The organism is Longimicrobium sp. (genome assembly GCF_036399255.1).
GTDB lineage: Bacteria > Gemmatimonadota > Gemmatimonadetes > Longimicrobiales > Longimicrobiaceae > Longimicrobium.
This window is the reverse complement of sequence record NZ_DASWNM010000026.1, coordinates 188,142-209,398: the sequence shown is the minus strand read 5'-3', so window position 1 is coordinate 209,398 and position 21,257 is coordinate 188,142. Positions and strand designations below refer to the sequence as shown.

The following is a 21,257-nucleotide window of genomic DNA, read 5'->3' as shown; positions in this document are numbered from 1 at the left end:
GCGGGCGCTTCCCCTCATCCGCCTGAGTTACGACGCGAGCTGACGGCCCGCGCATCCCATGCAGCGCATCTCCACACCGCAACGCCATCTCCCGATTTCATGAGCATCCACAAGGAAGTCAGCTTCGAGGCCGAGATCTGCGCGTACCTCGCCGCCCACGGCTGGCTGTACGCGGCCGGCGACGCCGCGAACTACGACCGCCCCCGCGCACTCTTTCCCGAAGACGTGCTGGCGTGGGTGCAGCAGGCGCATCCGGCCGCGTGGGCCGCGCTGGTCAAGAACCACGGTGCGGGCGCCGGCGAGGCGCTGCTCACGCGGCTGCGCGACCAGCTGAACACGCGGGGCACGCTGGAGGTGCTGCGGCACGGCATCGAGATGATGGGGCTGAAGGCGAGGCTGCCGCTGGCGCAGTTTCGCCCCGCCATGGCCGCCAACGACGAAATCCTGTCCCGCTACGCCGCCAACCGCCTGCGCGTGGTGCGGCAGGTCCACCACTCGGTGAACGACGAGCGGGAAAGCATGGACCTGGTGCTGTTCCTGAACGGCGTTCCCGTCGCCACCGCCGAACTCAAGACCGACTTCGTCCAGAGCGTTGACGACGCCGTCGACCAGTACCGCTACACGCGGCTCCCCAGGCCGCCGGGCAAGCTCCCCGAGCCGCTGCTGTCCTTTCCCGGCGGCGCGCTGGTGCACTTCGCGGTGAGCAACCACGAGGTGCACATGGCCACCCGGCTGGAGGGGCCGGCCACCCGCTTTCTCCCGTTCAACCGCGGCAACCAGGGCGGCGGGGGCAACGAGCCGAACCCCTACGGACACCCCACCGCGTACCTGTGGGAGCAGATCTGGGAGCGCGACGGGTGGCTGGAGATCCTGGGCCGCTACATGGTGGCCGAGCGTGACCGGAAGAAGGAGATCTCCCGCGTCCTGTTCCCACGCTTTCACCAGCTCGCCGCCACGCGCGCCCTGGTGGCCGCCGTCCGGCAGGAAGGACCCGGCGGGCGCTACCTCATCCAGCACTCCGCCGGCTCGGGAAAGACCAACTCCATCGCCTGGACCGCGCACCTGCTTTCCGACCTGCACGACGCGTCCGACAACAAGGTCTTCGACACCGTGCTGGTGGTCTCCGACCGCAACGTCATCGACACCCAGCTCCAGGAGGCCATCCTCGCCTTCGAGCGCACGGTGGGCGTGGTGGCCATCATCAAGGGCGAGGGCGGAAGCAAGAGCGCCGAGCTGGCCGAAGCGCTCTCGGGTGGCAAGAAGATCGTCGTCTGCACCATCCAGACGTTCCCCTTCGCGCTGGCCGCCGTGCGGGAGCTGGCCGCCACGCAGGGCAAGCGCTTCGCCGTGATCGCCGACGAGGCGCACAGCTCGCAGACGGGCGAGACCGCCAAGCAGCTGCGCGCCGTGCTCAGCGACGCCGAGATGGCGGAGGTGGAGGCGGGCGGGGAGGTGAGCACCGAGGACCTGCTTGCCGCGCAGATGGCCGCGCGCGCCGCGGCGGACGGCATCACCTACGTCGCGTTCACGGCGACGCCCAAGCAGCGGACGCTGGAGCTCTTCGGCACCCGCCCGGACCCCACCCGGCAGCCAGCCGCGGACAACCTTCCCGAAGCCTTCCACGTGTACTCCATGCGGCAGGCCATCGAGGAAGGCTTCATCCTGGACGTGCTGCAGAACTACACCTCGTACAAGATGGCCTTTCGCCTGGCCCACGAGGGCAAGGAGATGGACGACCAGGAGGTGGAGCGGAGCGCGGCCATGAAGGGGATCATGGGATGGATTCGCCTTCACCCCTACAACATCGCGCAGAAGGTGCAGGTGGTGGTGGAGCACTTTCGCGAGCTGGTGTCGCCGCTGCTCGCCGGCCGCGCCAAGGCGATGGTGGTGGTGGGGAGCCGCGTGGAAGCGGTGCGCTGGCAGCTCGCGATCGACAGGTACATCCGCGAGCGCGGCTACCCGCTGCGAACCCTGGTCGCGTTCTCGGGCGAGGTGAACGACGCCGCCAGCGGTCCGGACCCGTTTACCGAGCGCAGCGCCACGCTGAATCCGGACCTGAAGGGGCGCGACATCCGCGAGGCGTTCCACACCGACGAGTACCAGATCCTGCTCGTCGCCAACAAGTTCCAGACGGGCTTCGACGAGCCGCTGCTGTGCGGGATGTACGTGGACCGGCGCCTGGCCGGCATCCAGGCCGTGCAGACGCTCTCCCGCCTCAACCGCGCGTATCCGCACAAGGACACCACCTACGTCGTGGACTTCGCCAACGAGCCCGCGGACATCCTGGAGGCGTTCCAGACGTACTACACGACCGCGCACCTCACCGACGTCACCGATCCCAACCTTGTGTTCGACCTGCGCGCCAAGCTGGACGGCGCGGGCTGGTACGACGACTACGAGGTCGACCGCGTGGTCGAGGCCGAGATGAAGCCGGGCGCGCGGCAGGGCGAGCTGGTCGCCGCGATCGAGCCGGTGGTGGACCGGCTGATGAAGAAGTACCGCATCGCGCGGGATTCACTGAACGACGCCCGGGCCCGGGACGATGCCGCGGCCGCGAAGAGCGCGGGCGAAGAGGTGGAGGCGCTGCTGATCTTTCGCTACGACCTGGGCGTGTTCGTGCGGCTGTACACGTACCTGTCCCAGATCTTCGACTACGGCAACACCGAGATCGAGAGGCGGGCGATCTTCTACCGGCGCCTTCTCCCCCTGCTGCAGTTTGGCCGGGAGCGGGAGGGGATCGACCTTTCACGCGTGGTGCTCACGCACCACACGCTCAAGTCGCGGGGCGCGCAGCCCATGACGCTGCAGCCGGGCGGCGGCGGCCTTCAGCCGGCCACGGGGGTGGGCACCAGCAAGGTCCAGGAGCGCGAGAAGGCGTACCTGCGGGAGATCATCGCGAAGGTGAACGACCTGTTCAGTGGCGAGCTGAGCGACCAGGACAAGCTGGTCTACGTGAACGACGTGCTGAAAGGAAAGCTGCTGGAATCGGACACGCTGGTGCAGCAGGCCGCGAGCAACAGCAAGGAGCAGTTCGCCAACTCGCCGGACCTGAACCGGGAGCTGCTGGGCGCGATCATCAGCGCCCTCGACGCACACACGGCGATGAGCACACAGGCCCTCAACTCCGACGCGGTGCAGCGTGGCCTCAAGGAGATCCTGCTGAACCACGCCGACCTGTACGAGAGCCTGCGCGCACGCGCCGCCTGACGTGCTGGCCGTCGTCGGCGAAGTGCGCCTGCCGCGGCGGTCGCGTTTCTGGCTGCCAGTGGCTGGCGGATCACCGGACCAGGCGACGAGTTGCTGTCGCTCGTGCTCTCGGTTGCCGCCTCCAAGCCGATGAGGCCGTGACGGCGGCGTCGCTCCGGAGTCACGCCCAGCCGCGTAGATAGCCATTGTACATGGCATTTCATTGGTGCAGCTCCCTGCCACGACTTTTTCGTCGATCCCATGAAAAAGCTCGCTCTCGCGTTCGTCGTCACTTTCCTGCTCCTGCTCGCCGTCGTGCTGGTACGGACGGCGCGGTTCGGGGATGCGCAGGGGGAGGTGCCCGCGGCGGCGGCGTACACGGCGCCGGCGGGGGCGGCGGAGCGGCTGGCGGAGGCAATCCGCATCCCCACGATCTCGCACGAGGATTCGGCGCGGTTCGACGCGGCGGCGTTCGCGGCGTTCCACCAGCTGCTGCGCACGCGCTTTCCGCGGGTGCACGCGGGGCTGCGGCGCGAGACGGTGGCGGGGCACAGCGTGCTGTACACCTGGCCGGGAAGCGACCCGCGGCTGCCGCCGCTGCTGCTGATGGGGCACATGGACGTGGTGCCGGTGGAGGCCGGCACCGAGGCGCGCTGGACGCAGCCGCCGTTCGCGGGCACGGTGCGGGACGGCTGGGTGTGGGGGCGCGGCGCGGTGGACGACAAGTCGTCGGTGATGGGCACGATGGAGGCGGTGGAGATGCTGCTGGCCCAGGGCTTTGCCCCGCGACGCACGGTGATGCTGGCCTACGGGCACGACGAGGAGGTGGGCGGCCACGGCGCGCGCCAGACCGCGGCGCTGCTGCGGGGGCGCGGCGTGCGGCCGTGGATGGTGGTGGACGAGGGCGGCGTCATCGGGCAGGGGCTCATGCCGGGGGTGGACCGGCCCACGGCGCTCATCGGCGTCGCGGAAAAGGGCTTCGTCAGCGTGGAGCTGACGGCGACGGCGGAGGGCGGCCACAGCTCCATGCCGCCGCGCCACGGCAGCATCGGGCGGCTGAGCGCGGCCATCCACCGGCTGGAAGCGTCGCCCATGCCGGCGCGGCTGGACGGGGCCACGCTCAAGCTGTTCGGCCGCGTGGGGCCGGAGATGCCGTTCGCGCAGCGCGCCGTGTTCGCCAACCTGTGGCTCACACGGCCGCTGGTCATCCGCACGCTGGCCGGCGCCCCGTCCAGCAACGCCGTCATCCGCACCACCACGGCGCCCACCATCTTTCAGGCCGGCACCAAGGAGAACGTGCTCCCCAGCCGGGCGCGCGCGGTGGTCAACTTCCGCATCCTTCCCGGCGACAGCGTGGCGGGCGTGGTGGCGCACGTCCGCCGCGTGGTGGACGACACGGCGGTGCACGTGCGGGCAATGGAGGGGTTCAGCAGCGAGCCCTCGCCGGTGTCGCGCACGGACGGCGAGCCGTACCGCCTGCTGGAGCGCAGCATCCGCCAGTCCGCGCCGGACGCGGTGGTGGCGCCGTACCTGGTGGTGGGCGGCACGGACGCGCGCCACTACCACGCGCTCACCGGGCACGTCTACCGCTTTCTCCCCGTGCGGATGACGTCGGAAGATCTGGACCGCATCCACGGCACCGACGAGCGCATCTCCATCCGCGACTACGAAGCCGCCATCCGCTTCTACCGCCAGCTGCTGCTGAACGCGGCCGGCGGATAGTTCAGCGCAGACGTGACATCCAATCCGTAGATGGCCGTATCGGAGTGTACGGCTTCCGCCCACTCCCGAATGCTGTTCACTCCGATTACGTTGACGGGAACGACACCTGTGGTCTCCGCCTTCTTCCAGGCAGAAATCGGATGGCGTACTTCCTGTTCATCGACGAGAGTGGCCAGGACCGGCGGGAATCGCCGTACGAGGTGCTCGCGGGTGTAGCGGTCAGGGACCAGGAGCTGTGGAACCTGATCCAGGCGCTCCGGGACGCGGAGCTCAGGCACTTTGGCGTGCGGTACACCGCGGACCGGGGGGAGCTGAAGGCCAAGAAGCTCCTGAAGGCAAAGACCTTCCGGCTGGCCGCGCAACTGCCGCCGATCGAGCCGGATGAACGCCGCGAGCTTGCCGCGGCGTGCCTCGCGAACGGGGCCGACGCCGGCAGGTGGCAGCTGACGGCGCTGGCGCAGGCAAAGCTCGCGTACGTGGAGGAGGCGCTGGAGATCTGCGCGCGGTTCCGGTGCAGGGCATTCGCCAGCGTGATCTCGGCGGATGCGCCGCGTCCCGCGGGGATGGACTTTCTGCGGAAGGACTACGCGTACCTCTTCGAGCGGTACTTCTACTTTCTGGAAGATACCGACCGGGAGGCACTCGGGCTGGTGGTCTTCGACGAGCTGGAGCGCATCCAGAGCCACCTGCTCATCGAACAGATGAACCGCTACTTCCAGGCGACGTGGAAGGGCCGCACGCGCGCGTCGCAGATCATCCCCGAACCGTTCTTCGTGCACAGCGAGCTGACGACCGGCGTTCAGATCGCCGATCTGGTCGCGTACATCCTGTCGTGGGGATTCCGGCTTCCGGGGATGACGGAGCCGGCTCGCGCGGAGCTGAAGGGGCTGGTGGACCGGGTCTGCCAGCTACGCCATCGCGCAATTCGCGAGCGGATGGGGAATCCGCAGTTCGTCATCTGGAGCTTCGCGCTGATCAACGACCTGCGTGCGCGCGAAGAAGCCGGAGGGGGATAAAAAGAAAAAAGGCAATGCAGGGCGAGCGCCGCTGCAAAGCCTCCGACGACAAGTCTAATCGCGGTGGACTGGAGTGTCAATCCCTCCGTGGCCGGTCCTTCCGAAAGAGCGGGGCGGAGCACGACCGGTGCTCCGCCCCGTTTCCATCCACCGAAACCCTCAAGCGTGGACGCGGCGCTGCTCGATGCGGCGGACGGCTTCGGCGGCCAGGTCGCGGAGGACGGTGACGTCGTTCTCGGAGAACGGGCGCTGCTCCATGCCCACCACGCACAGGTTGCCCAGCACGTACCCGCGTGACGAGATCAGCGGCACGCCGGCGTAGCACCGCACGCCGTCCTGCGTCACCAGGGGGTTGGTGCGATGGTAGGGGTGCACCGCGGCGTCCTCGACCACGAAGGCGTCGCGGGTGCGCACGGAGGTGGCGCAGAACGACCACTCCACCGGGTGGCCGCGCGTTTCGTCCAGCCACAGCCCGTCGGGGCCGTGAAAGCCGGCCACGTGCAGCGCCTCGTCCAGCACCACGCTGATCAGCGACACGGGAAGCCCCAGGCGCGCCGCGGCCTGGGCGGCAACGTCCTGCAGCAGCGGGTCCACGTCGGGGGCAAGCAGGTCCAGCTCCACGATCTCCCGGAGCCGCGCCTCGTCGTACAGGGGGTCGGCGGCGTTCATCGCGCTCCTCCGGGGGTGGCGGCGCTGGCCGCGAGTCGGGCGTACGTGCGCATGCGGATTTCCACGGAGCGCGCCACGGCGGCGGCGGGCCCGCCCTGCGCGGCCAGCGCCTGCGCCACGCGCTGCAGCTGCGCGGTGCCGTGCACGCGGCCGGCGGCCAGCCCCACGTCGCGGCAGGCGCTGGCCCAGCGCTCTTCCCCGCGCTCGGGGCCAAAGACGCGCTGCAGCGACGCGCGCGCGTCGGCCTCGGTGGGCTCCTGCAGGTCGTAGCCCGGCAGGCGCGGCGGGCTGGATGGGGGTGACAGCATCGTTCCGGGGGCTGGTGTTGGATGGAAAGCCTAGATGTACGTTGTACGAGCCTTCCTGTCCACCCGGATGCGTGGTGAGCGGGTGAGCGGGTGAAGGGGTGAAGGGGTGAACGGGTGTGAGGCGGAGCGGCCGGTGCCGGGGGCCGCGATGGCGAATGAATTCGCTGCAACAACCACACGAAGTCCGCCTTCGCGGGCTGGCCTGCAGTGGAGGAGCCGGAACCCGAAGTGCGCGCCCAGGCATCCTGGCGGGCCGGCCCTTCCGCACCCGGGCAGGTGAAGCCCCGTTCGGCGAGCGACAGCGAGCCGAGACGGGGCTTGTGGCATTTCCAGCCGCGGGCTTTAGCCCGTGTGGCGGAGGCGCGGCACCGAACCCGTCGTGCCGCACCCGCGCCGATCCACCCGCTCACCCCATCACCCGTTTCACCCCATCACCCGTTCACCCCATCACCCGTTCACCCCATCACCCCATCACCCCTTCACCCCTTCACCTCACGGTTCCCCCGCCGGCAGCCACGGCGCCAGGCGCTCGCGCAGCATCCGCAGCGCTTTGCCCATCTGCGCCTCCACCGTCTTCACCGAGATTCCCATCACGCCGGCGATCTCGGCGTAGCGAAGGCCCTGGCCGCGGCTCAATTCGAAGACCTCGCGGCAGCGCTCCGGCAGCGCGCCCACCGCGGCGCGCACGGCGGCGTCGATCTCCTCCTCGGCCAGCCGCGCGGGGGCATCCGGCTGGCTTACCGTCTCGCCCGCGGCGTGGGGGGCGGTGCGCACCTTCATCCGCTCGTGGCGCAGGTGGTTGAGGGCGCGGTTGCGGGCGGCGCGGACGAGATACGCGCGCAGCGACTCATTTACGGAGACCGTGTCGCGGCGGCGCCACAGCTCCAGCATCACGTCCTGCCCCACCTCCTCGGCCACGGCGCGCTCGCCCGCGATGCGCTCGGCCACCGCCACGGCGGCCGGGTAGTGCGCGCGGAAGATCGCGTCGAAGGCGTCGCGGTCGCCCTGGCGAAGACGGTCGAGGAGCTCGCGGTCGGTCACGTGTGGCGGATGAGGGTCGTCGGGACGGACGCGGCTCCCTTTGCGCGCGTGCACAGGGAGGTTAGCATTGCGGGGGCGCTCGGAACAGCGGCAGTCCCGCCCGCGTATCCACGGGGCCGGGTAAGGGTGCGGCCCGCGTCGCGTGTCTTGAGGAGCATGGAGAACGGAGACGAGGGGCCCGTCACGGGCAGCGCGCAGGTGGACTGGGAGGCATTGGCCCGCTTTCTGGCCGGCGAAAGCCCGGCGGAGGAAGCGGACGCCGTGCGCGCCTGGCTGGCCCGGGACCGGTCCCGCCACGACGTGCTGAGCGCGCTGGACACCACGCTGGACCGCGCGTCCGCGCCCCCCGCCGGGCTGGACGTGGAGGCGGCGCTGCGCGGCGTGCACGCCCGCATGGACGCGCCCGAGACGCCCGTCATCCCCTTCCGCGCCCCCGCCCGCCGCGCCGCGCCCGCGCCGCGACGGATGCCGGCGCCGTGGCTGCGCGCGGCGGCGGCCATCGTCCTGCTGCTGGGCGTGGGCTGGTTCACGTGGCGGATGATGACGGGCCCCGGAAGCGCCCGGCCGCCGGTTTCGTTCGCCACCGGCGTCGGGCAGCGCGACACCGTACGGCTGGGGGATGGGACGATGGTGATCCTGGGCCCCGACAGCCGGCTGACGCTCGCCAGGGACTACGGAAGGGAGGCGCGGCAGGTGGAGCTGCGGGGCGAAGCGATGTTCGACGTGCCGCACGACGAGGCGCGGCCGTTCACCGTGCGCGCGGGCGGGGCGTGGGTGCGCGACCTTGGCACCACCTTCTCCGTGCAGGCGGATTCCGCGGCCGGCGTGCGCGTGGTGGTCACCCAGGGCGCCGTCGCCCTGGGCACGGGGGAGGCGCGGGAGGACGAGGCGGTGGTGCTGCGGCAGGGGGACCGGGGGACGCTGGCCGCCGGCCGCATCCAGGCCGAGCGCGCCGTGGCGACGGCGGACGATGTGGCGTGGACGCAGGGCCGCCTGGTCTTTCGCGACGCGCCCTTCGGCCAAGTGGCGGCGGAGCTGCGCCGCTGGTACGGGCTGCACCTGCGCGCGGGCGATGCGACGGTGGCCACGCGGCGGCTGACGGCCTCCTTCCAGGGCGAGCCGCCCGGCGACGTGCTGCGCGTGGTGGGCCTGGCCCTCGGCGCGGAGGTGACGATGCGCGGCGACACCGCGGTGTTCCGCGCCGCGTCCCCGGGAGCGCCGCGGTGAGGGCGCCTCGCGCGGCGCGGTCGTGCGCGTACGCGTGCGTGCTGGCGGTGCTCGCGTGCGCCGCCGGCACGCCCGCGTACGCGGACGCCCCCTGCCGCGCGGAGCCGCAGTCCGCCGCATCCTCCTCTTCCCGCGGCTGGGCGCCGCCGCTGAACCGCGCCGTGGAGTTCCGCGCGCGCGACCTTTCCCTGCGCGACGCGCTGGACCAGCTCTCCGCCACCACCGGCATCCGCATTTCGTACAGCGCCCAGCTGCTGCCGCTGGACCAGCGCGTCTGCGTCTCGTCGCTGTCGCGTACGCTGGGCGACGCGCTGGCGGAGCTGCTGCAGGGCACGCCGCTGGAGCCGGTGGTGGCCGGCGCGGACCACGTGGTGCTCGCCCTCCGCCGTTCGTCTCCGGCCGATGCGGACGAGGCGGAGGAGGAGTTCAGCCGCGTGGTGCCGCTGGACCGCATCGTGGTCACCGGCAGCGCGGGCGGGGCGCCCCAGCGCGCGCTGCCCTTTGCGCTGGACGTGGTGGGTGCGCAGCAGATGGAGCGCCAGGGGACGGTCCCCCTCACCCGCCTGCTGAACGCCGGCGCGGCCGGGCCGTGGGGATGGGAGCAGCCGCCGTCCAGCCTGATGGCGCGCTACGGCAGCATCCGCGGCGCCAGCTCGTTCGGGGTAAGCGCGCCCAAGGTGTTCATCGACGGCATCGAGGTCGCGAATCCCCTGCTGGTGACGCAGATCGCCCCCGAGGCCGTGGAGCGCATCGAGGTGATCCGCGGGCCGCAGGGCGCCGCGCTGTACGGCATCGACGCCATCAGCGGCGTGGTCAACATCATCACCAAACACGAGGGCACCGACACCGGCGCCTCGCGCCTGCGGGTGCGGGGAAGCGTGGGGACGGCGGCCAGCGAGTTCGCCACCGGCCGCGCACTTTCGCAGGAGCACGCCGTGGCGCTGCGCACGGGGACCAGCCTGCGCTCCGCCGGGGTGGACGTGGGCCTTGGCACCGTGGGCGACTACCTTCCCGGCGGAGAGGGCGGATACGTGCTGGCCAGCGCGGGCGCCCGGCAGGTGGGGGCGCGCAGCATCGTCACCGGCATCGCCCGCTTCTACGCCGCCCGCGCCGGCTCCGTGCGCAACCCGCTGCTCACCGCGGCGATCGGCCCGCGGGGCGACAGCCTGCAGGCGCTCGCCGCCTCCGAGCGGCAGGGGCTGCGCCAGTACACGGTGGGCGGGACCGTGCGCCTGGTGCCCGAGGGGCGGTGGACGCACTCGTTCACCGCCGGCATCGACGGCGACCGGCTGAGCGGGGTGGTGGACGAGCGCACCCCCGTTCCCGGCGCCGCGCAGGACCCGCTGCGCGGCGCGGCCGGCGGCGCGGACCGCGGCACCCTGCGCGTGAGCAGCGTGGGGCGCTGGGACGCGGGCGCGCGGACGGCGCTGACGCTTACGCTGGCGACCGAGCACTCGGTGCTGCGCGAAGAGGTGGCCCCGCCGGAGGCGCCCGCGGCGCCCGGCGAGCCCGCGCCGCCCCGCGGCTTTCCCACCGTAAGCTGGACGCAGCGCAGCGGCGTGGTGGCGCAGGGCGCCGCCGCGCTGGACGACCGGCTGCACCTGACCGGCGGCCTGCGCGTGGAGCGCAACGAGGGGTTCGCGGGGACCGGCCGCCACGCGCTTCCCGTGGTGGGCGCCGCGTACGTCACCGGCGTGGGGGGCGCGTCGCTCAAGCTGCGGGCGGCGTACGGCAGCGGCATTCGCCCCACGCGCACCCCCGGCCGCGACCACGCGTGGGTGGGCTCGCGCCAGTGGCGGGGGCCGGAGCTGTCGCCGGAGCGGCAGTCGGGGGTAGAGGGCGGGTTCGACCTGGCGTATGGCGGCGCCACGCTGCAGGCCACGGTGTACGACCAGCTGGCATCCGGGCTCATCCAGCGGGTCGCGCTGCCGTGGGATACGGCCGGGGGGATGCCGCGCCGCACCTCGTACGCGCTGCAGAACGTGGGGCAGATCTCCAACCGCGGGTGGGAGATGCAGGGCGCCGCGCGGCTGGGGCGGCTGTCGCTCGAGGCGGCGGCGGCGGGGGTGGACAGCCGCGTGCGCCGCCTGGCCCCCGGCTACGGCGGGGACCTGCGCGCCGGCGACCGGATGCTGGAGGTGCCCGCGCTCACGCTCAGCGGAACGGCGGCGTGGACGGAGCGCCGCTGGTCCGCGTCGGTGACGGCCCACCGCGCCGCCGACTGGATCAACTACGACCGCCTGGCGCTGGCGCGGGACTTTGCGTCCGGCACGGACGCCGGCGGGCTGGCGGGCGCGCATCTGCGCGGCTACTGGCGGGCGTACGCGGGCGTCACGCGGCTGAACGCCAACGCCACGCTGGCGCTGCCCCGCGGCACCACGCTGGTGCTGACCGGCTACAACCTGCTGGACCGCCAGCAGGGTGAGCCCGACAACGTCACCGTCGTCCCCGGCCGCACCCTCATGCTGGGACTTCGCGCGGCGTTCTGAATCCATCCCGGCCGGCTCTGGAGCGATCGGCCGGCGGGCGTTACACTTGGTGGATCGTCCCTTCGCCCTTCGGAGCGCCCTCCATGCACAGTCCAAAGCCGCCTCAGCAGCGCGAGGAGGCGGAGCCGATTGCTCACTCAGCCAGGGCTGGGCAGCCCCGGCAGCGGGGATCGCTGCAAGGGCAGGTGATGGTGCCGGACTCGTTCTTCGATCCACTTCCGTCTTCAGAACTCGACCTGTGGGGCCAGGAAGCGGCCGCGGATCTGCCCAACTCCCTGTCCCGGTCTCCGAACCAGATGAATCGATGAAGATTCCGTCCGACTGGCTGACGGTGCGGGTGGAGAACCGGCCCATCCCGGAGCACCGCGACCTTCCGCCCATGCCGGCGCTGCGCATCCGCAGGGAATGGGAAAAGCTCAAGGCGCAGGCGGTGGAGGGGGACGAGGTGTGGGCGTTCGCCAACCCCTCCAACACGTGGAAGCGGCTGGGCAAGCACAGCGGCTACGCCATCGTCCGCAAGGGCAAGATCATCCAGAGCGTCGTCGTCACCAGCGCCTGATCACGATTTGCACGCAATCAGCAGAAGGCCGCCCGAAACGTACGGGCGGCCTTTTCGTGCCCGGCGCTTTCGGAGCGGCTGGAGGCGCCTGACTTCCTGGGGGAGCGCACACGAAGAAATCGGAAGATACACAATTGGTGGCGCGCGACCGAAGGATCTGCTCTCGGACACGGTGGGGCCGGATCCCGAGTTGCGATCCAGCCCATGCGTACTGCCTGCCAGATCCTTCGGTCGGCGCCAAGTTTTTTCGTGGCAGCGGGTTAGGCGCGGCGCCTCCCTCAGGAAGTCAAAGCGACTACGCTGATTCCTTAACACACTCTTCGCCTGCTGACTTCCATCTTTGTAAGTTACACGTCTGTAAGTCGCAAAGATGTAAGCTGGCCGCCGTCGTCCCCGACCTGAACCCGACATGCATCCGCCCATGCGCCTGCGCCATCGTCTCTTTATCCTCTCCATCGCGGCCGCCGCACTCGCCACAGTACCGGCGGCGGCGCAGGACGTTGCGCGGTACCGGCCCGCGGCGGACAGCCTGATCCGCGCGGCCACGGCCGACAGCGCGGCGTGGAACCGCATCGCCGAGCTGGTGGACCGCTTTGGGCCGCGGTTCAGCGGCACGCCCGAGCTGGAGCGCGCCATCGACTGGGTGCTGGCGCAGATGCGGGCCGACGGGCTGGAGAACGTGCACGCCGAGCCGGTGATGGTGCCCCGCTGGGTGCGCGGCCGCGAATCCGCCACCCTGCTGGCCCCGCGCGAGACGGAACTGCACATGCTGGGGCTGGGCGGCAGCATCGGCACGCCGGCCGAGGGGATCGAGGCCGAGGTGCTGGTGGTGGGCAGCTTCGACGAACTGCAGCGCCGGGCGGCGGAGGCGCGCGGCCGCATCGTCCTGTTCGACGTCCCCTTCACCAGCTATGGCGAGACGGTGCAGTACCGCGGCACCGGCGCCATCGCCGCGGCGCGCGCGGGCGCGGTGGCCAGCCTGATCCGCTCGGTGGGGCCGTTCGGCATGCAGACGCCGCACACGGGGGGGATGCGCTACGCCGACAGCGTGCGGCAGATCCCCGCGGCGGCGCTGTCGATGGAAGACGCCATGATGCTGCGGCGGATGCAGGAGCGCGGCGACCGCCCGCGCGTCCGGCTGCGGATGGAGGCGCACACCCTGCCCGACGCGCCCTCGCGCAACGTGGTGGCCGAGATCCGCGGGCGCGAGCTGCCCGACGAGGTGGTGGTGATCGGCGGGCACATCGACTCGTGGGACGTGTCGCCGGGGGCGATGGACGATGCGGGCGGGTGCGTGGCCGCGTGGGAGGCGGTGCGGCTGATGAAGGTGCTCGGCCTGCGTCCGCGCCGCACCATTCGCGTGGTGCTGTGGACCAACGAAGAAAACGGCCTGCGCGGCGGCAACGCCTACCGCGACGCGCACCGCGCGGAGATCGCCAACCACGTGCTGGCCATCGAATCCGACGCGGGTGTCTTTGCGCCGCGCGGCTTCGGCTTCACGGGGACGGACGCCGCCTTCGAGGTGCTGCGGCAGATCGGCGCGCTGCTGGCGCCCATCGGCGCGGACAGCGTGACGCGCGGCGGCGGCGGGGCCGACATCGGGCCCATCATGGCGCTGGGCGTGCCGGGGATGGGGCTGGAGGTGGACGGCAGCCGCTACTTCTGGTACCACCACACTTCTGCCGACACGCCCGACAAGCTGGACCCGCGCGACGTGGCCCGCTCCGTGGCCGCCATGGCCGTGATGGCGTACGTGGCCGCCGAGATGCCGGAGCGCATTCCGTTCGGTACCGCGCCAGGGAATAGGGAATAGGGAATAGGGAATAGGGAATAGAGAATAGGGAATAGGGGACAGCCGGCAACGGCAGGCCGGAGCCGCTACTGCTGGCCCAGTTCCGTGAGCAAGGGTGCGCGCAGCAGGCGGGGAAATCACACGGGGTCAGCGGAGTTCGGTCTCGCTGACTCCGCGGCCTCTGTGTGAAGGAACTCGCGAGCACCCCGTCCAATGAAGAGCGCGCCAGCCGGGATCGGCGGGCGCGCGCTGTCATCTTCGGGCGGGACTTTGCCGTTGCTGGCTATTCCCTAATTCCCTGTTCCCTATTCCCTCTCCCCCTTACCGCAGGACCGCGACCACCTCCGCGGCGCCGGTCGCCGGCGCGCCGGGCACCCGGCGGATCGGCGCGGCGCCCGAGCGGGCGATGCGGAGCGCCGAGCCGGGCGAGCGGGTGATCGCCATCTGCTCCACCACCGACGGGTCCTGCCCCAGCGCGGCCAGCTCCTGGCGCACGCGGTCGGCGTAGCCGGCGGCGGCGCGGGCGTACACGTCGGGGTGCAGCGCCACCGAGTCCTGCTCCAGCTCCGCCAGCCGGTACTCGATGCGCAGCCGCACCCGGCCGGAGAGGCGCATCTCGCGCGTGCGTCCCGGGTTGGCGGCCAGCTGGTCGAGGGTGGAGTCGCTCACCGGCGCGCCGTCGGCCCGCAGCACCAGCCGGGCCAGCTCCATCACGTCCTCGTTGCGCATCCGGATGCACCCGTGCGACGCCGGACGGCCCAGGCTGCGCTCGTTGCGCGCGGGCGTGCCGTGCACGTAGTAGTCGCGGAACAGGTGCATCTTCACCCGCCCCATGGGGTTGTTCCACCCCGGCGCGGCCGGCTTCTCGTCGCGCGCCCAGTCGCTCTCGGGCGGCGTCCACGACGGGTTCCACACCAGCCGCTGGATCCCCGCCTGGCCCGTGGGGGTGGCGTAGCGCGGCAGCCCCACCGACACGGGGTAGCTGCGGACGCGCTCGCCGCCCTGCAGCACGTCCAGCCGCCCGGCGGGAATGTTGACCACGATCTCCATGGGCGCCTGCGTCTGCGCCCGCGCGGGGGCGGCGGCGGCGGTGGAGAGGGCAAGCAGCGCGGGTGCCACCTGACGGATCGAGATCATTCTTCGCTATCGGTTCGATGTTGCGGACCGCGTTTGGCCGGGACCTGCCCGGGACCGCTTCGTCCGCTGCGCTGCGGAATCACATCCGCCGGCGTGGCCCGAGAGTACGAGGGGTGGCGGCAACGTGTTTCACCGTCTGCGTTTCCGCGCCCCGGGCATCCCTGCCTCGTAAGGGGGAATATGTGCGTGGATCGTGCCGCACACATGGTGCGGATGACCCGGGGCAGGTGACCCGATCCGTCGGACAAACGGAAACGGCCCGGGAGAGCGGCGTGCTCTCCCGGACCGTTCATCATCCGTCGGCGTGGATCAGCGGCTGGATCCGGAGCCGGACTTGGACTTCTCGCCCGACTTGCCCTTCTCGCCGCCGCCGGACGACTCGCCGTCGTCCCCATCATCCGATCCTCCCGATCCTCCCGATCCTCCCGATCCTCCTGATCCTCCCGATCCGCCGGCGACCACGCGGATGGGGATGGGGTTGGGGATGGCGACCTCCACCCGCTCGCGGCGGTTGTCGCGCACCTGCTGGAAGAACGACTCGTCCCGCGACGCGCCGCCGGCCTCCATCACCATCCGCGCCAGCCGCACCGCCACGTCGTTGGCGATGCGGATGGAGCCGTGCGACTCGGCCTTGCCCAGCGACTCGGGCTCGTTGGTGCCATGGATGCTGCGCGGCGCGTCGTACACCAGCTGCGCGCGGCCCAGCGGGTTGTCGGCCGCGCCCGGCTCCTTGACCTCTTCGTCCTTTGCCCAGCTCTCGTCCGTGGGCGGCGTCCAGCGCGGGTTGAAGATCACCTGGCCAATGGTCCACTCGCCGGTGCGCGTGGGCCACTCGCTGGTGCCCACCGCCACCGGGTGCGTGGCGATGCGCTGGTCGTTGCGGTACACGTACAGCTCGCGCTCGGCGACGTTCACCTCCAGCCGCAGGTCCGGCGGCGGAAGCGCCGGGGCGGGCGCGGGCTGCGCCTGCTGCGAATCCACCTGCACCGTCTGCGCGGGCGCGGTCTGCGCCGACCCGCCGTCCGCCGGCTCTCCGCCCTCGTCGTTCCCGCCGCACGCGCCCAGTGCCAGCATGGCCGCGGCGAGCGCCGTCCCCATCAGTCCTCTCATCCTCGTCTCCCGTTAGGATTGTGGGGGGCGCGCCAAGCAAGGTGCGTGCGCGCGCGGTGGTGGTGGCCGCACCCTTGCGAACAGGAGCGGCTCCCATTCACGCGCGGCGAGACACCATGATCTGCATTCTGCACGGCTACCTGCTCGAAGGCTCGGGAAGCAACCTGTGGACGCGCTCCATCGTGGAGTCGCTGTGCCGCGAGGGGCACAACGTGCACCTGATGGCGCAGGAGAACCACCCCGAGGTCTACGACTTCATCACCGAGGCCCGCCGGTACCACGAAGACGGCACCGTGGAGACGTTCTATCGCCGCGAGGGCGTGCACCCCGGCTGCTGCGTGCTGCACAAGCCCGACCTGGGCGAAACGCTCCCCGTGTACGTGTGGGACCGCTACGAGGAGTTTCCCCGCGTGGTGCCCATGGTGGACCTGTCGGACGAGGAGGTCGAGGCGTACGTGGCGCGCAACGAGCGGGCGCTGCGGCGGATCGTGGAGGAGAACGGCATCACGGCCATGCACGCCAACCACGCGGTGCTGATGTCCGTCGTCGCGCAGCGGGTGAGCCGCGCGACGGGGGTGCCGTACGTGGTGATGCCGCACGGCAGCGCGCTGGAGTTCGCCGTCAAGCGCCAGGAGCGCTTCCTGCGCCTGGCGGAGAGCGCGTTCACCGACGCGCGCCGCGTGTTCGTGATCGGCGACGAGATGGCCGAGCGGGTGCGCGGCATCCTGGGCGCGGTGCCGGGGCTGGAGCAGAAGTTCTCCGGCCTGCACCTGGGGGTGGACACCAGCCAGTTCGAGCCCGTGGAGCGCGCGGACCGCCGCGCCACCATCGCGCGGATGGGAGAAACGCTGGAGGGGGTGGAGCGCGGCCGGACGGCGGCGCAGTCCGAGGCGCTGCGCAACAAGCTGCGCGGCGACCTGCAGCCGGGGGAGATGGCCGCCCTGTTCGCCGCGGCGGGGGCGGAGTACGTGGCCAAGGCGCCGGACGCGGACGCGGAGGCAAAGCTGGACGCGGTGCGGTGGGAGAGCGACCCCACCCTGCTGTTCGTGGGCCGCCTCATCTCCAGCAAGGGGATCCAGAGCGTGGTGGCCGCGCTGCCGCTGATCCTGCAGGCGCGGCCGGACCTGCGCCTGCTGGTGGTGGGGCACGGCCCCCTGCGCGAGCCGCTGGAGGCGCTGCTGTGGGCGCTGGAGCACGGCGAGCGCGCGATGGTGGAGCACATCGTGGCGCGCGGCCGCGAGCTGGAGGGCTCGCCCGAGGGCGAGAGCGAGGGGGCGGAGCTCACGCAGGTGGCGCGCTTCCTGGAGCAGCTGCGGGCCGCCGGCGAGCTGGACGCGTACTACGCCGCGGCGCAGGCGCACGTGCGGCCGGACCGGGTGGTGTTCACGGGATACCTGACGCACCGCGAGCTGCGCTACCTGTTTCCCTGCTGCGACGTGGCCGTCTTTCCCTCGGTGGTCAAGGAGGCGGGGCCGCTGGTGTTCCTGGAGGCGCTGGCGTCGGGCGCGTTTCCGCTGGGCACCTACTTCGCGGGGATGAAGGCCAGCATCGACTCCGTGGCCGCCGCGCTCCCCCCGGGCGACGCGGACGCCATGAAGCTGTCGCCGGACCCCGGGCAGACCGTGGCCGACATCGCCAGCCACGTTCCCGCCGCGCTGGTGGTGGGCGAGCGGCACAAGGACGCGCTGTACCGCGTGGCCCGCGACCGCTACGACTGGCGCAGCGTGGCCCGCAAGCTCCACGAGGAGCTGAGCGCGCTCTGATCGTTTGTCATGCCCGGTCCGACAAACCTGTCATTCTGAGGGAGGCGCCGCGCAGGATTCTCTTTACGCTCAAGAGCATGGCGCCGACCGAAGAATCTTTGTCGGGAACGGCAGGATCTGTCCGTCACGGTGTGTTCCCGGGCTCTGCCCGGGCGAGGGTTCCGCGCGAGGGGAGGGAGATTCTTCGGTCACGCCACTGGCTCCGCGGCTTTCCCGCGAGTTTGGGGTGGGCGCTTCCTCAGAATGACAGGTGTTTCCGCGATTTGGGATGGGGATGAGTACCAGATCCGAAGAATCTGCAGGCCCTGCGGGTTCCCGGGCGATGCCCGGGAGAGGGTTCCGCGCGAGGGGAGGGAGATTCTTCGGTCACGCCACTGGCTCCGCGGCTTTCCCGAGAGCCCGGGGTGGGCGCTTCCTCAGAATGACAGGTGTTTCCGCGGATTTGGGATGGGGATGAGTGCCAGGTCCGAAGAATCTGCAGGCCCTGCGGGTTCCCGGGCGATGCCCGGGAGAGGGTTCCGCGCGAGGGGAGGGAGCTTCTTCGGTCGCGCCAACGGGCTCCGCGGTCTTCCCGAGAGCCCGGGGTGGGCGCTTCCTCGGAATGACAGGCGTTTCCCCGGGTTCGGTACCTGACGAGAAAGCAGCGGGCGTCCTCCAGATCCGGAGGACGCCCGCTGTTTCGTGAAAAGGAGAGCGGCCGCTACTGGGCCCAGGTGTGCCCGCCGGTGACGATCACGGGGGACTGGCTGTCGTCTGTGTTGCCGTTGCCCAGCTGGCCCTGGTCGTTGTCGCCCCAGCAGCGCGCCACGCCGTCCTGGTTCACGCCGCAGGTGTGGAAGTCGCCGTTGTCGATGGACACCCACAGCTGCCCGCCCGACACCACGGTGGGAACGTTGCTGGGCGTGTTGGTGCCGTTGCCGATCTCGCCCGTGCTGTTGAATCCCCAGCAGTACGCCGCCCCGCCGGTGGTGATGCCGCACGAGGTCTCGCTCCCCGCGCTCACGCGGGCCCACTCCAGCCCGCCCTCCACCGCGTCCGGCACGTCCGACGACCCCGCCGCGCCGTTGCCCAGCTGCCCGGCGGAATCGCTGCCCCAGCACATCGCCACGTCGAGCGAGGTCACGCCGCACGCGTAGTCGTCGCCCACGCTGAGAGAGCGCCACGAGTGGCTGCCGGCCACCAGCACCGGCCGGGCGGTCGACGCCCCCACGCCCCGGCCCAGCTCGCCGGCGGAATCGTCGCCCCAGCAGTACGCCGCGCCGCCCAGGGTGACGCCGCAGCTGTGGTCCCCGCCGGCATCCACCGTGGCCCACCGCCGCCCGCCCGTCACCACCACCGGCGTGCCCACCGAGGTGGAGTCGCCCGCGCCCCGCTGCCCGGCGCTGCCGTCGCCCCAGCAGAACGCCTCGTTGGTGGCGGTGACGCCGCAGGTGTGGCCGGCGCCCGCGTCCAGCTGGTTCCACGTCCGCCCCCCCGCCACCGCCACGGGGACGGAGCTGTCGTCCTCGCCGCCGTAGCCCAGCTGCCCGGTCTGGTTGTCGCCCCAGCAGTACGCCGCGTTGTCGGTGGTGATGCCGCAGGTGTGGTAGCGGCCGGCGGTCAGCGTGCGCCAGCTGTGGCCGCCGCTTACCGGCTGCGGAACGCTGTCGAGGCCGCCGGCCCGTCCCAGCTGCCCGTCGTCGTTGGTTCCCCAGCAGTACGCCTGCCCGCCGCTGGTGAGCGCGCACGAATGAAAGCCGCCCACCGCCAGCGTCCGCGGGTCCAGGTCGATGCGGGCCAGCGCCTGCTCGTCCGGCACGGGTGCGGATACGTAGACGCCAAAGCGGAACTCCGTCACGTCGCCGGGCACCGAGAACCGCCACTCGTGCGCGGTGCTGGTCTGCTCGGTGGCCAGCCGCTGCACGTAGCGAAAGAAGGGCTGCTGCGCGCCCAGGAACACGGCGTTGCCGTCCTCGTTCACCACCTCCACCGTTCCCCCGCCCTGCGTGGGCACCGGTCCCTCGGCAAAGAACACCTTGATGCCGTCCGGGTCCGCCGTGGTGCCGTCCTCCGTGCCGATGGGCTGGCCCAGCAGGTTCTGCACGGTCACGAAGGTGCTGAAGATGTCGGTGCCGGCGTCGTAGGTGGTGCCGGAGTTGGCCAGCCGCACGTAGATGCCCTGCCCGCCCAGGATCAGGTCGGCGCGCACGCCGCTGCTGGCGGCCGTGCCCGGCTGGCACCGCACCGACTGCGTGCGCACGCTGGCCACGCACTCCAGCCGGGTAAGCGCCACGGGCCCTTCGATCGGCGCCGGCGTCAGCACGCTGTCGTCGGCGCAGGCGGCCAGCAGCGTGAGGGCGGCGGCGCCCAGCAGGCGGGACGGAGGCGTGGCTCGGCGCATGGGGCTCTCCGGAAGGGTGGACGCCGCAAGGGACGCGCGGCGGGGACCGGACGGACCGCATATGTAGTGCCGGAAACGTGTGCCGTCAACGGAATCGTGACACGCCGCTGCACCTTTTCGGGCTTTGCGGTGTAGAGCCATGCACAACCTGACGATCCGGCCCGGGAGCGCTCCCCGGCCGGATCGCGTTTCTTTTCTGCCGGAGCGCATGCGCGGCGGGCCGCCTGGCGCGCCGCGGGAAGGGCTGGATGATGACGCTGGAACTGATGTTCGGATCGGCCTGGGGGCCGCTGCTGATTTTTGCGCTGCGCATCGTGGACGTGGGGCTGGCGACGGTGCGCATGCTGCTTTCCGTGCGCGGATACAAGCGGCTGGTGCCGCTGATCGGGTTCTTCGAGGTGCTGGTGTGGATTACCGCGGTGGGCAACGCGGTCAAGTTCCTGGATTCGCCGCCGCACCTGCTGGGGTACGCGGCGGGCTTCGCGGCGGGTGCCGCGGTGGGGCTGTGGATCGAGGAAAAGCTGGCGCTGGGCGTCTCGGCGCTGCGGGTGATGTCGGCGCACGGCGGGGTCGAGATCGCCAGCGCGCTGCGGGAGCGGGGCTTTGGCGTGACGGAGTTTCCCGCGTACGGCAAGGACGGGCGGATGGAGGTGGTCTACGCGGTGCTCCGCCGCCGCCACCTGCCGCTGGCCCTGGCGCAGGTGAACGCCTGGGATCCCGACGCCTTCGTCACGGTCGAGGAGCCGCGCACCATCCACCGCGGCTGGATGTTCGACTACCGGCGCAAGTAGTCCACGCGGGGCCGGTGGAGCGGGACGCGGGGGCGCGCCGGGCACGGGTCCGGCGCGCCCTTCGTGC

General features: G+C 71.5%; 15 protein-coding genes. 9 read left to right on the top strand and 6 right to left on the bottom strand.

The genetic code is table 11. The features are described from left to right. The first annotated feature begins 99 nt into the window (after positions 1-99). The 3 genes from VGC13_RS04890 (at position 100) to VGC13_RS04880 (ending at position 5,924) form a co-directional block, all read left to right on the top strand. Positions 100-3,207 carry a type I restriction endonuclease subunit R gene (locus VGC13_RS04890; RefSeq protein ID WP_331124092.1) on the top strand — a complete coding sequence of 1,036 codons (3,108 nt, stop codon included), beginning with the start codon at positions 100-102 and terminating at the stop codon, positions 3,205-3,207. A gap of 240 nt (positions 3,208-3,447) precedes the next feature. Beyond that, positions 3,448-4,908 carry a M20 family peptidase gene (locus tag VGC13_RS04885; protein WP_331124091.1) on the top strand — a complete coding sequence of 487 codons (1,461 nt, stop codon included), beginning with the start codon at positions 3,448-3,450 and terminating at the stop codon, positions 4,906-4,908. A gap of 140 nt (positions 4,909-5,048) precedes the next feature. Beyond that, positions 5,049-5,924 carry a DUF3800 domain-containing protein gene (locus tag VGC13_RS04880; protein ID WP_331124090.1) on the top strand — a complete coding sequence of 292 codons (876 nt, stop codon included), beginning with the start codon at positions 5,049-5,051 and terminating at the stop codon, positions 5,922-5,924. A gap of 159 nt (positions 5,925-6,083) precedes the next feature. On the opposite strand, the gene VGC13_RS04875 is transcribed toward VGC13_RS04880, so the two are convergent. From VGC13_RS04875 to VGC13_RS04865, 3 genes are all read right to left on the bottom strand, one after another. Continuing rightward, complete coding sequence (locus VGC13_RS04875) at positions 6,084-6,593, bottom strand: GAF domain-containing protein (RefSeq protein ID WP_331124089.1); 510 nt, start codon at positions 6,591-6,593, stop codon at positions 6,084-6,086. Beyond that, a complete protein-coding gene (locus VGC13_RS04870) occupies positions 6,590-6,901 on the bottom strand; it encodes a hypothetical protein (protein WP_331124088.1) in 312 nt (103 codons plus the stop codon). The genes VGC13_RS04875 and VGC13_RS04870 overlap by 4 nt, the downstream gene beginning before the upstream one ends. Positions 6,902-7,393: 492 nt before the next feature. Further along, positions 7,394-7,942: an RNA polymerase sigma-70 factor gene (locus VGC13_RS04865; protein ID WP_331124087.1), complete on the bottom strand. Its 549-nt coding sequence runs from the start codon at positions 7,940-7,942 to the stop codon at positions 7,394-7,396. Positions 7,943-8,098: 156 nt separating this feature from the next. On the opposite strand from VGC13_RS04865, the gene VGC13_RS04860 reads away from it, so the two are divergent. The 4 genes from VGC13_RS04860 (at position 8,099) to VGC13_RS04845 (ending at position 14,030) form a co-directional block, all read left to right on the top strand. Next, positions 8,099-9,169: a FecR family protein gene (locus tag VGC13_RS04860; RefSeq protein WP_331124086.1), complete on the top strand. Its 1,071-nt coding sequence runs from the start codon at positions 8,099-8,101 to the stop codon at positions 9,167-9,169. Next, positions 9,166-11,658, top strand: a complete 2,493-nt coding sequence (locus VGC13_RS04855) for a TonB-dependent receptor (RefSeq protein WP_331124085.1) — start codon at positions 9,166-9,168, stop codon at positions 11,656-11,658. The genes VGC13_RS04860 and VGC13_RS04855 overlap by 4 nt, the downstream gene beginning before the upstream one ends. 304 nt (positions 11,659-11,962) lie before the next feature. Continuing rightward, positions 11,963-12,217 (top strand): hypothetical protein, encoded by a 255-nt coding sequence (locus VGC13_RS04850; RefSeq protein WP_331124084.1) that lies wholly within the window; start codon positions 11,963-11,965, stop codon positions 12,215-12,217. Positions 12,218-12,626: 409 nt separating this feature from the next. Continuing rightward, positions 12,627-14,030 (top strand): M28 family metallopeptidase, encoded by a 1,404-nt coding sequence (locus VGC13_RS04845; RefSeq protein WP_331124083.1) that lies wholly within the window; start codon positions 12,627-12,629, stop codon positions 14,028-14,030. Positions 14,031-14,330: 300 nt separating this feature from the next. Here VGC13_RS04845 and VGC13_RS04840 read toward each other — a convergent pair whose 3' ends face one another. Next, complete coding sequence (locus VGC13_RS04840; protein ID WP_331124082.1) at positions 14,331-15,146, bottom strand: L,D-transpeptidase; 816 nt, start codon at positions 15,144-15,146, stop codon at positions 14,331-14,333. 309 nt (positions 15,147-15,455) lie between these two features. Then, complete coding sequence (locus VGC13_RS04835; protein WP_331124081.1) at positions 15,456-16,256, bottom strand: L,D-transpeptidase; 801 nt, start codon at positions 16,254-16,256, stop codon at positions 15,456-15,458. A 116-nt stretch (positions 16,257-16,372) separates the two neighbouring features. On the opposite strand from VGC13_RS04835, the gene VGC13_RS04830 reads away from it, so the two are divergent. Further along, a complete protein-coding gene (locus VGC13_RS04830) occupies positions 16,373-18,019 on the top strand; it encodes a glycosyltransferase (RefSeq protein WP_331124080.1) in 1,647 nt (548 codons plus the stop codon). A 700-nt stretch (positions 18,020-18,719) separates the two neighbouring features. Here VGC13_RS04830 and VGC13_RS04825 read toward each other — a convergent pair. Continuing rightward, a complete protein-coding gene (locus tag VGC13_RS04825) occupies positions 18,720-20,399 on the bottom strand; it encodes a hypothetical protein (protein WP_331124079.1) in 1,680 nt (559 codons plus the stop codon). A gap of 248 nt (positions 20,400-20,647) precedes the next feature. Here VGC13_RS04825 and VGC13_RS04820 point away from each other — a divergent pair, with 248 nt between their 5' ends. Beyond that, positions 20,648-21,190 (top strand): DUF2179 domain-containing protein, encoded by a 543-nt coding sequence (locus tag VGC13_RS04820; RefSeq protein WP_331124078.1) that lies wholly within the window; start codon positions 20,648-20,650, stop codon positions 21,188-21,190. Positions 21,191-21,257 lie beyond the last annotated feature (67 nt).

What these genes read in the sequence shown, in the direction of transcription:
- VGC13_RS04825 (WP_331124079.1), bottom strand. Translation starts at nt 20,399, where the DNA reads ATGCGCCGAGCCACGCCTCCGTCCCGCCTGCTGGGCGCCGCCGCCCTC.
- VGC13_RS04875 (WP_331124089.1), bottom strand. Translation starts at nt 6,593, where the DNA reads ATGAACGCCGCCGACCCCCTGTACGACGAGGCGCGGCTCCGGGAGATC.
- VGC13_RS04850 (WP_331124084.1), top strand. Translation starts at nt 11,963, where the DNA reads ATGAAGATTCCGTCCGACTGGCTGACGGTGCGGGTGGAGAACCGGCCC.
- VGC13_RS04840 (WP_331124082.1), bottom strand. Translation starts at nt 15,146, where the DNA reads ATGATCTCGATCCGTCAGGTGGCACCCGCGCTGCTTGCCCTCTCCACC.
- VGC13_RS04860 (WP_331124086.1), top strand. Translation starts at nt 8,099, where the DNA reads ATGGAGAACGGAGACGAGGGGCCCGTCACGGGCAGCGCGCAGGTGGAC.
- VGC13_RS04830 (WP_331124080.1), top strand. Translation starts at nt 16,373, where the DNA reads ATGATCTGCATTCTGCACGGCTACCTGCTCGAAGGCTCGGGAAGCAAC.
- VGC13_RS04820 (WP_331124078.1), top strand. Translation starts at nt 20,648, where the DNA reads ATGATGACGCTGGAACTGATGTTCGGATCGGCCTGGGGGCCGCTGCTG.
- VGC13_RS04880 (WP_331124090.1), top strand. Translation starts at nt 5,049, where the DNA reads ATGGCGTACTTCCTGTTCATCGACGAGAGTGGCCAGGACCGGCGGGAA.
- VGC13_RS04870 (WP_331124088.1), bottom strand. Translation starts at nt 6,901, where the DNA reads ATGCTGTCACCCCCATCCAGCCCGCCGCGCCTGCCGGGCTACGACCTG.
- VGC13_RS04835 (WP_331124081.1), bottom strand. Translation starts at nt 16,256, where the DNA reads ATGAGAGGACTGATGGGGACGGCGCTCGCCGCGGCCATGCTGGCACTG.
- VGC13_RS04845 (WP_331124083.1), top strand. Translation starts at nt 12,627, where the DNA reads ATGCATCCGCCCATGCGCCTGCGCCATCGTCTCTTTATCCTCTCCATC.
- VGC13_RS04885 (WP_331124091.1), top strand. Translation starts at nt 3,448, where the DNA reads ATGAAAAAGCTCGCTCTCGCGTTCGTCGTCACTTTCCTGCTCCTGCTC.
- VGC13_RS04890 (WP_331124092.1), top strand. Translation starts at nt 100, where the DNA reads ATGAGCATCCACAAGGAAGTCAGCTTCGAGGCCGAGATCTGCGCGTAC.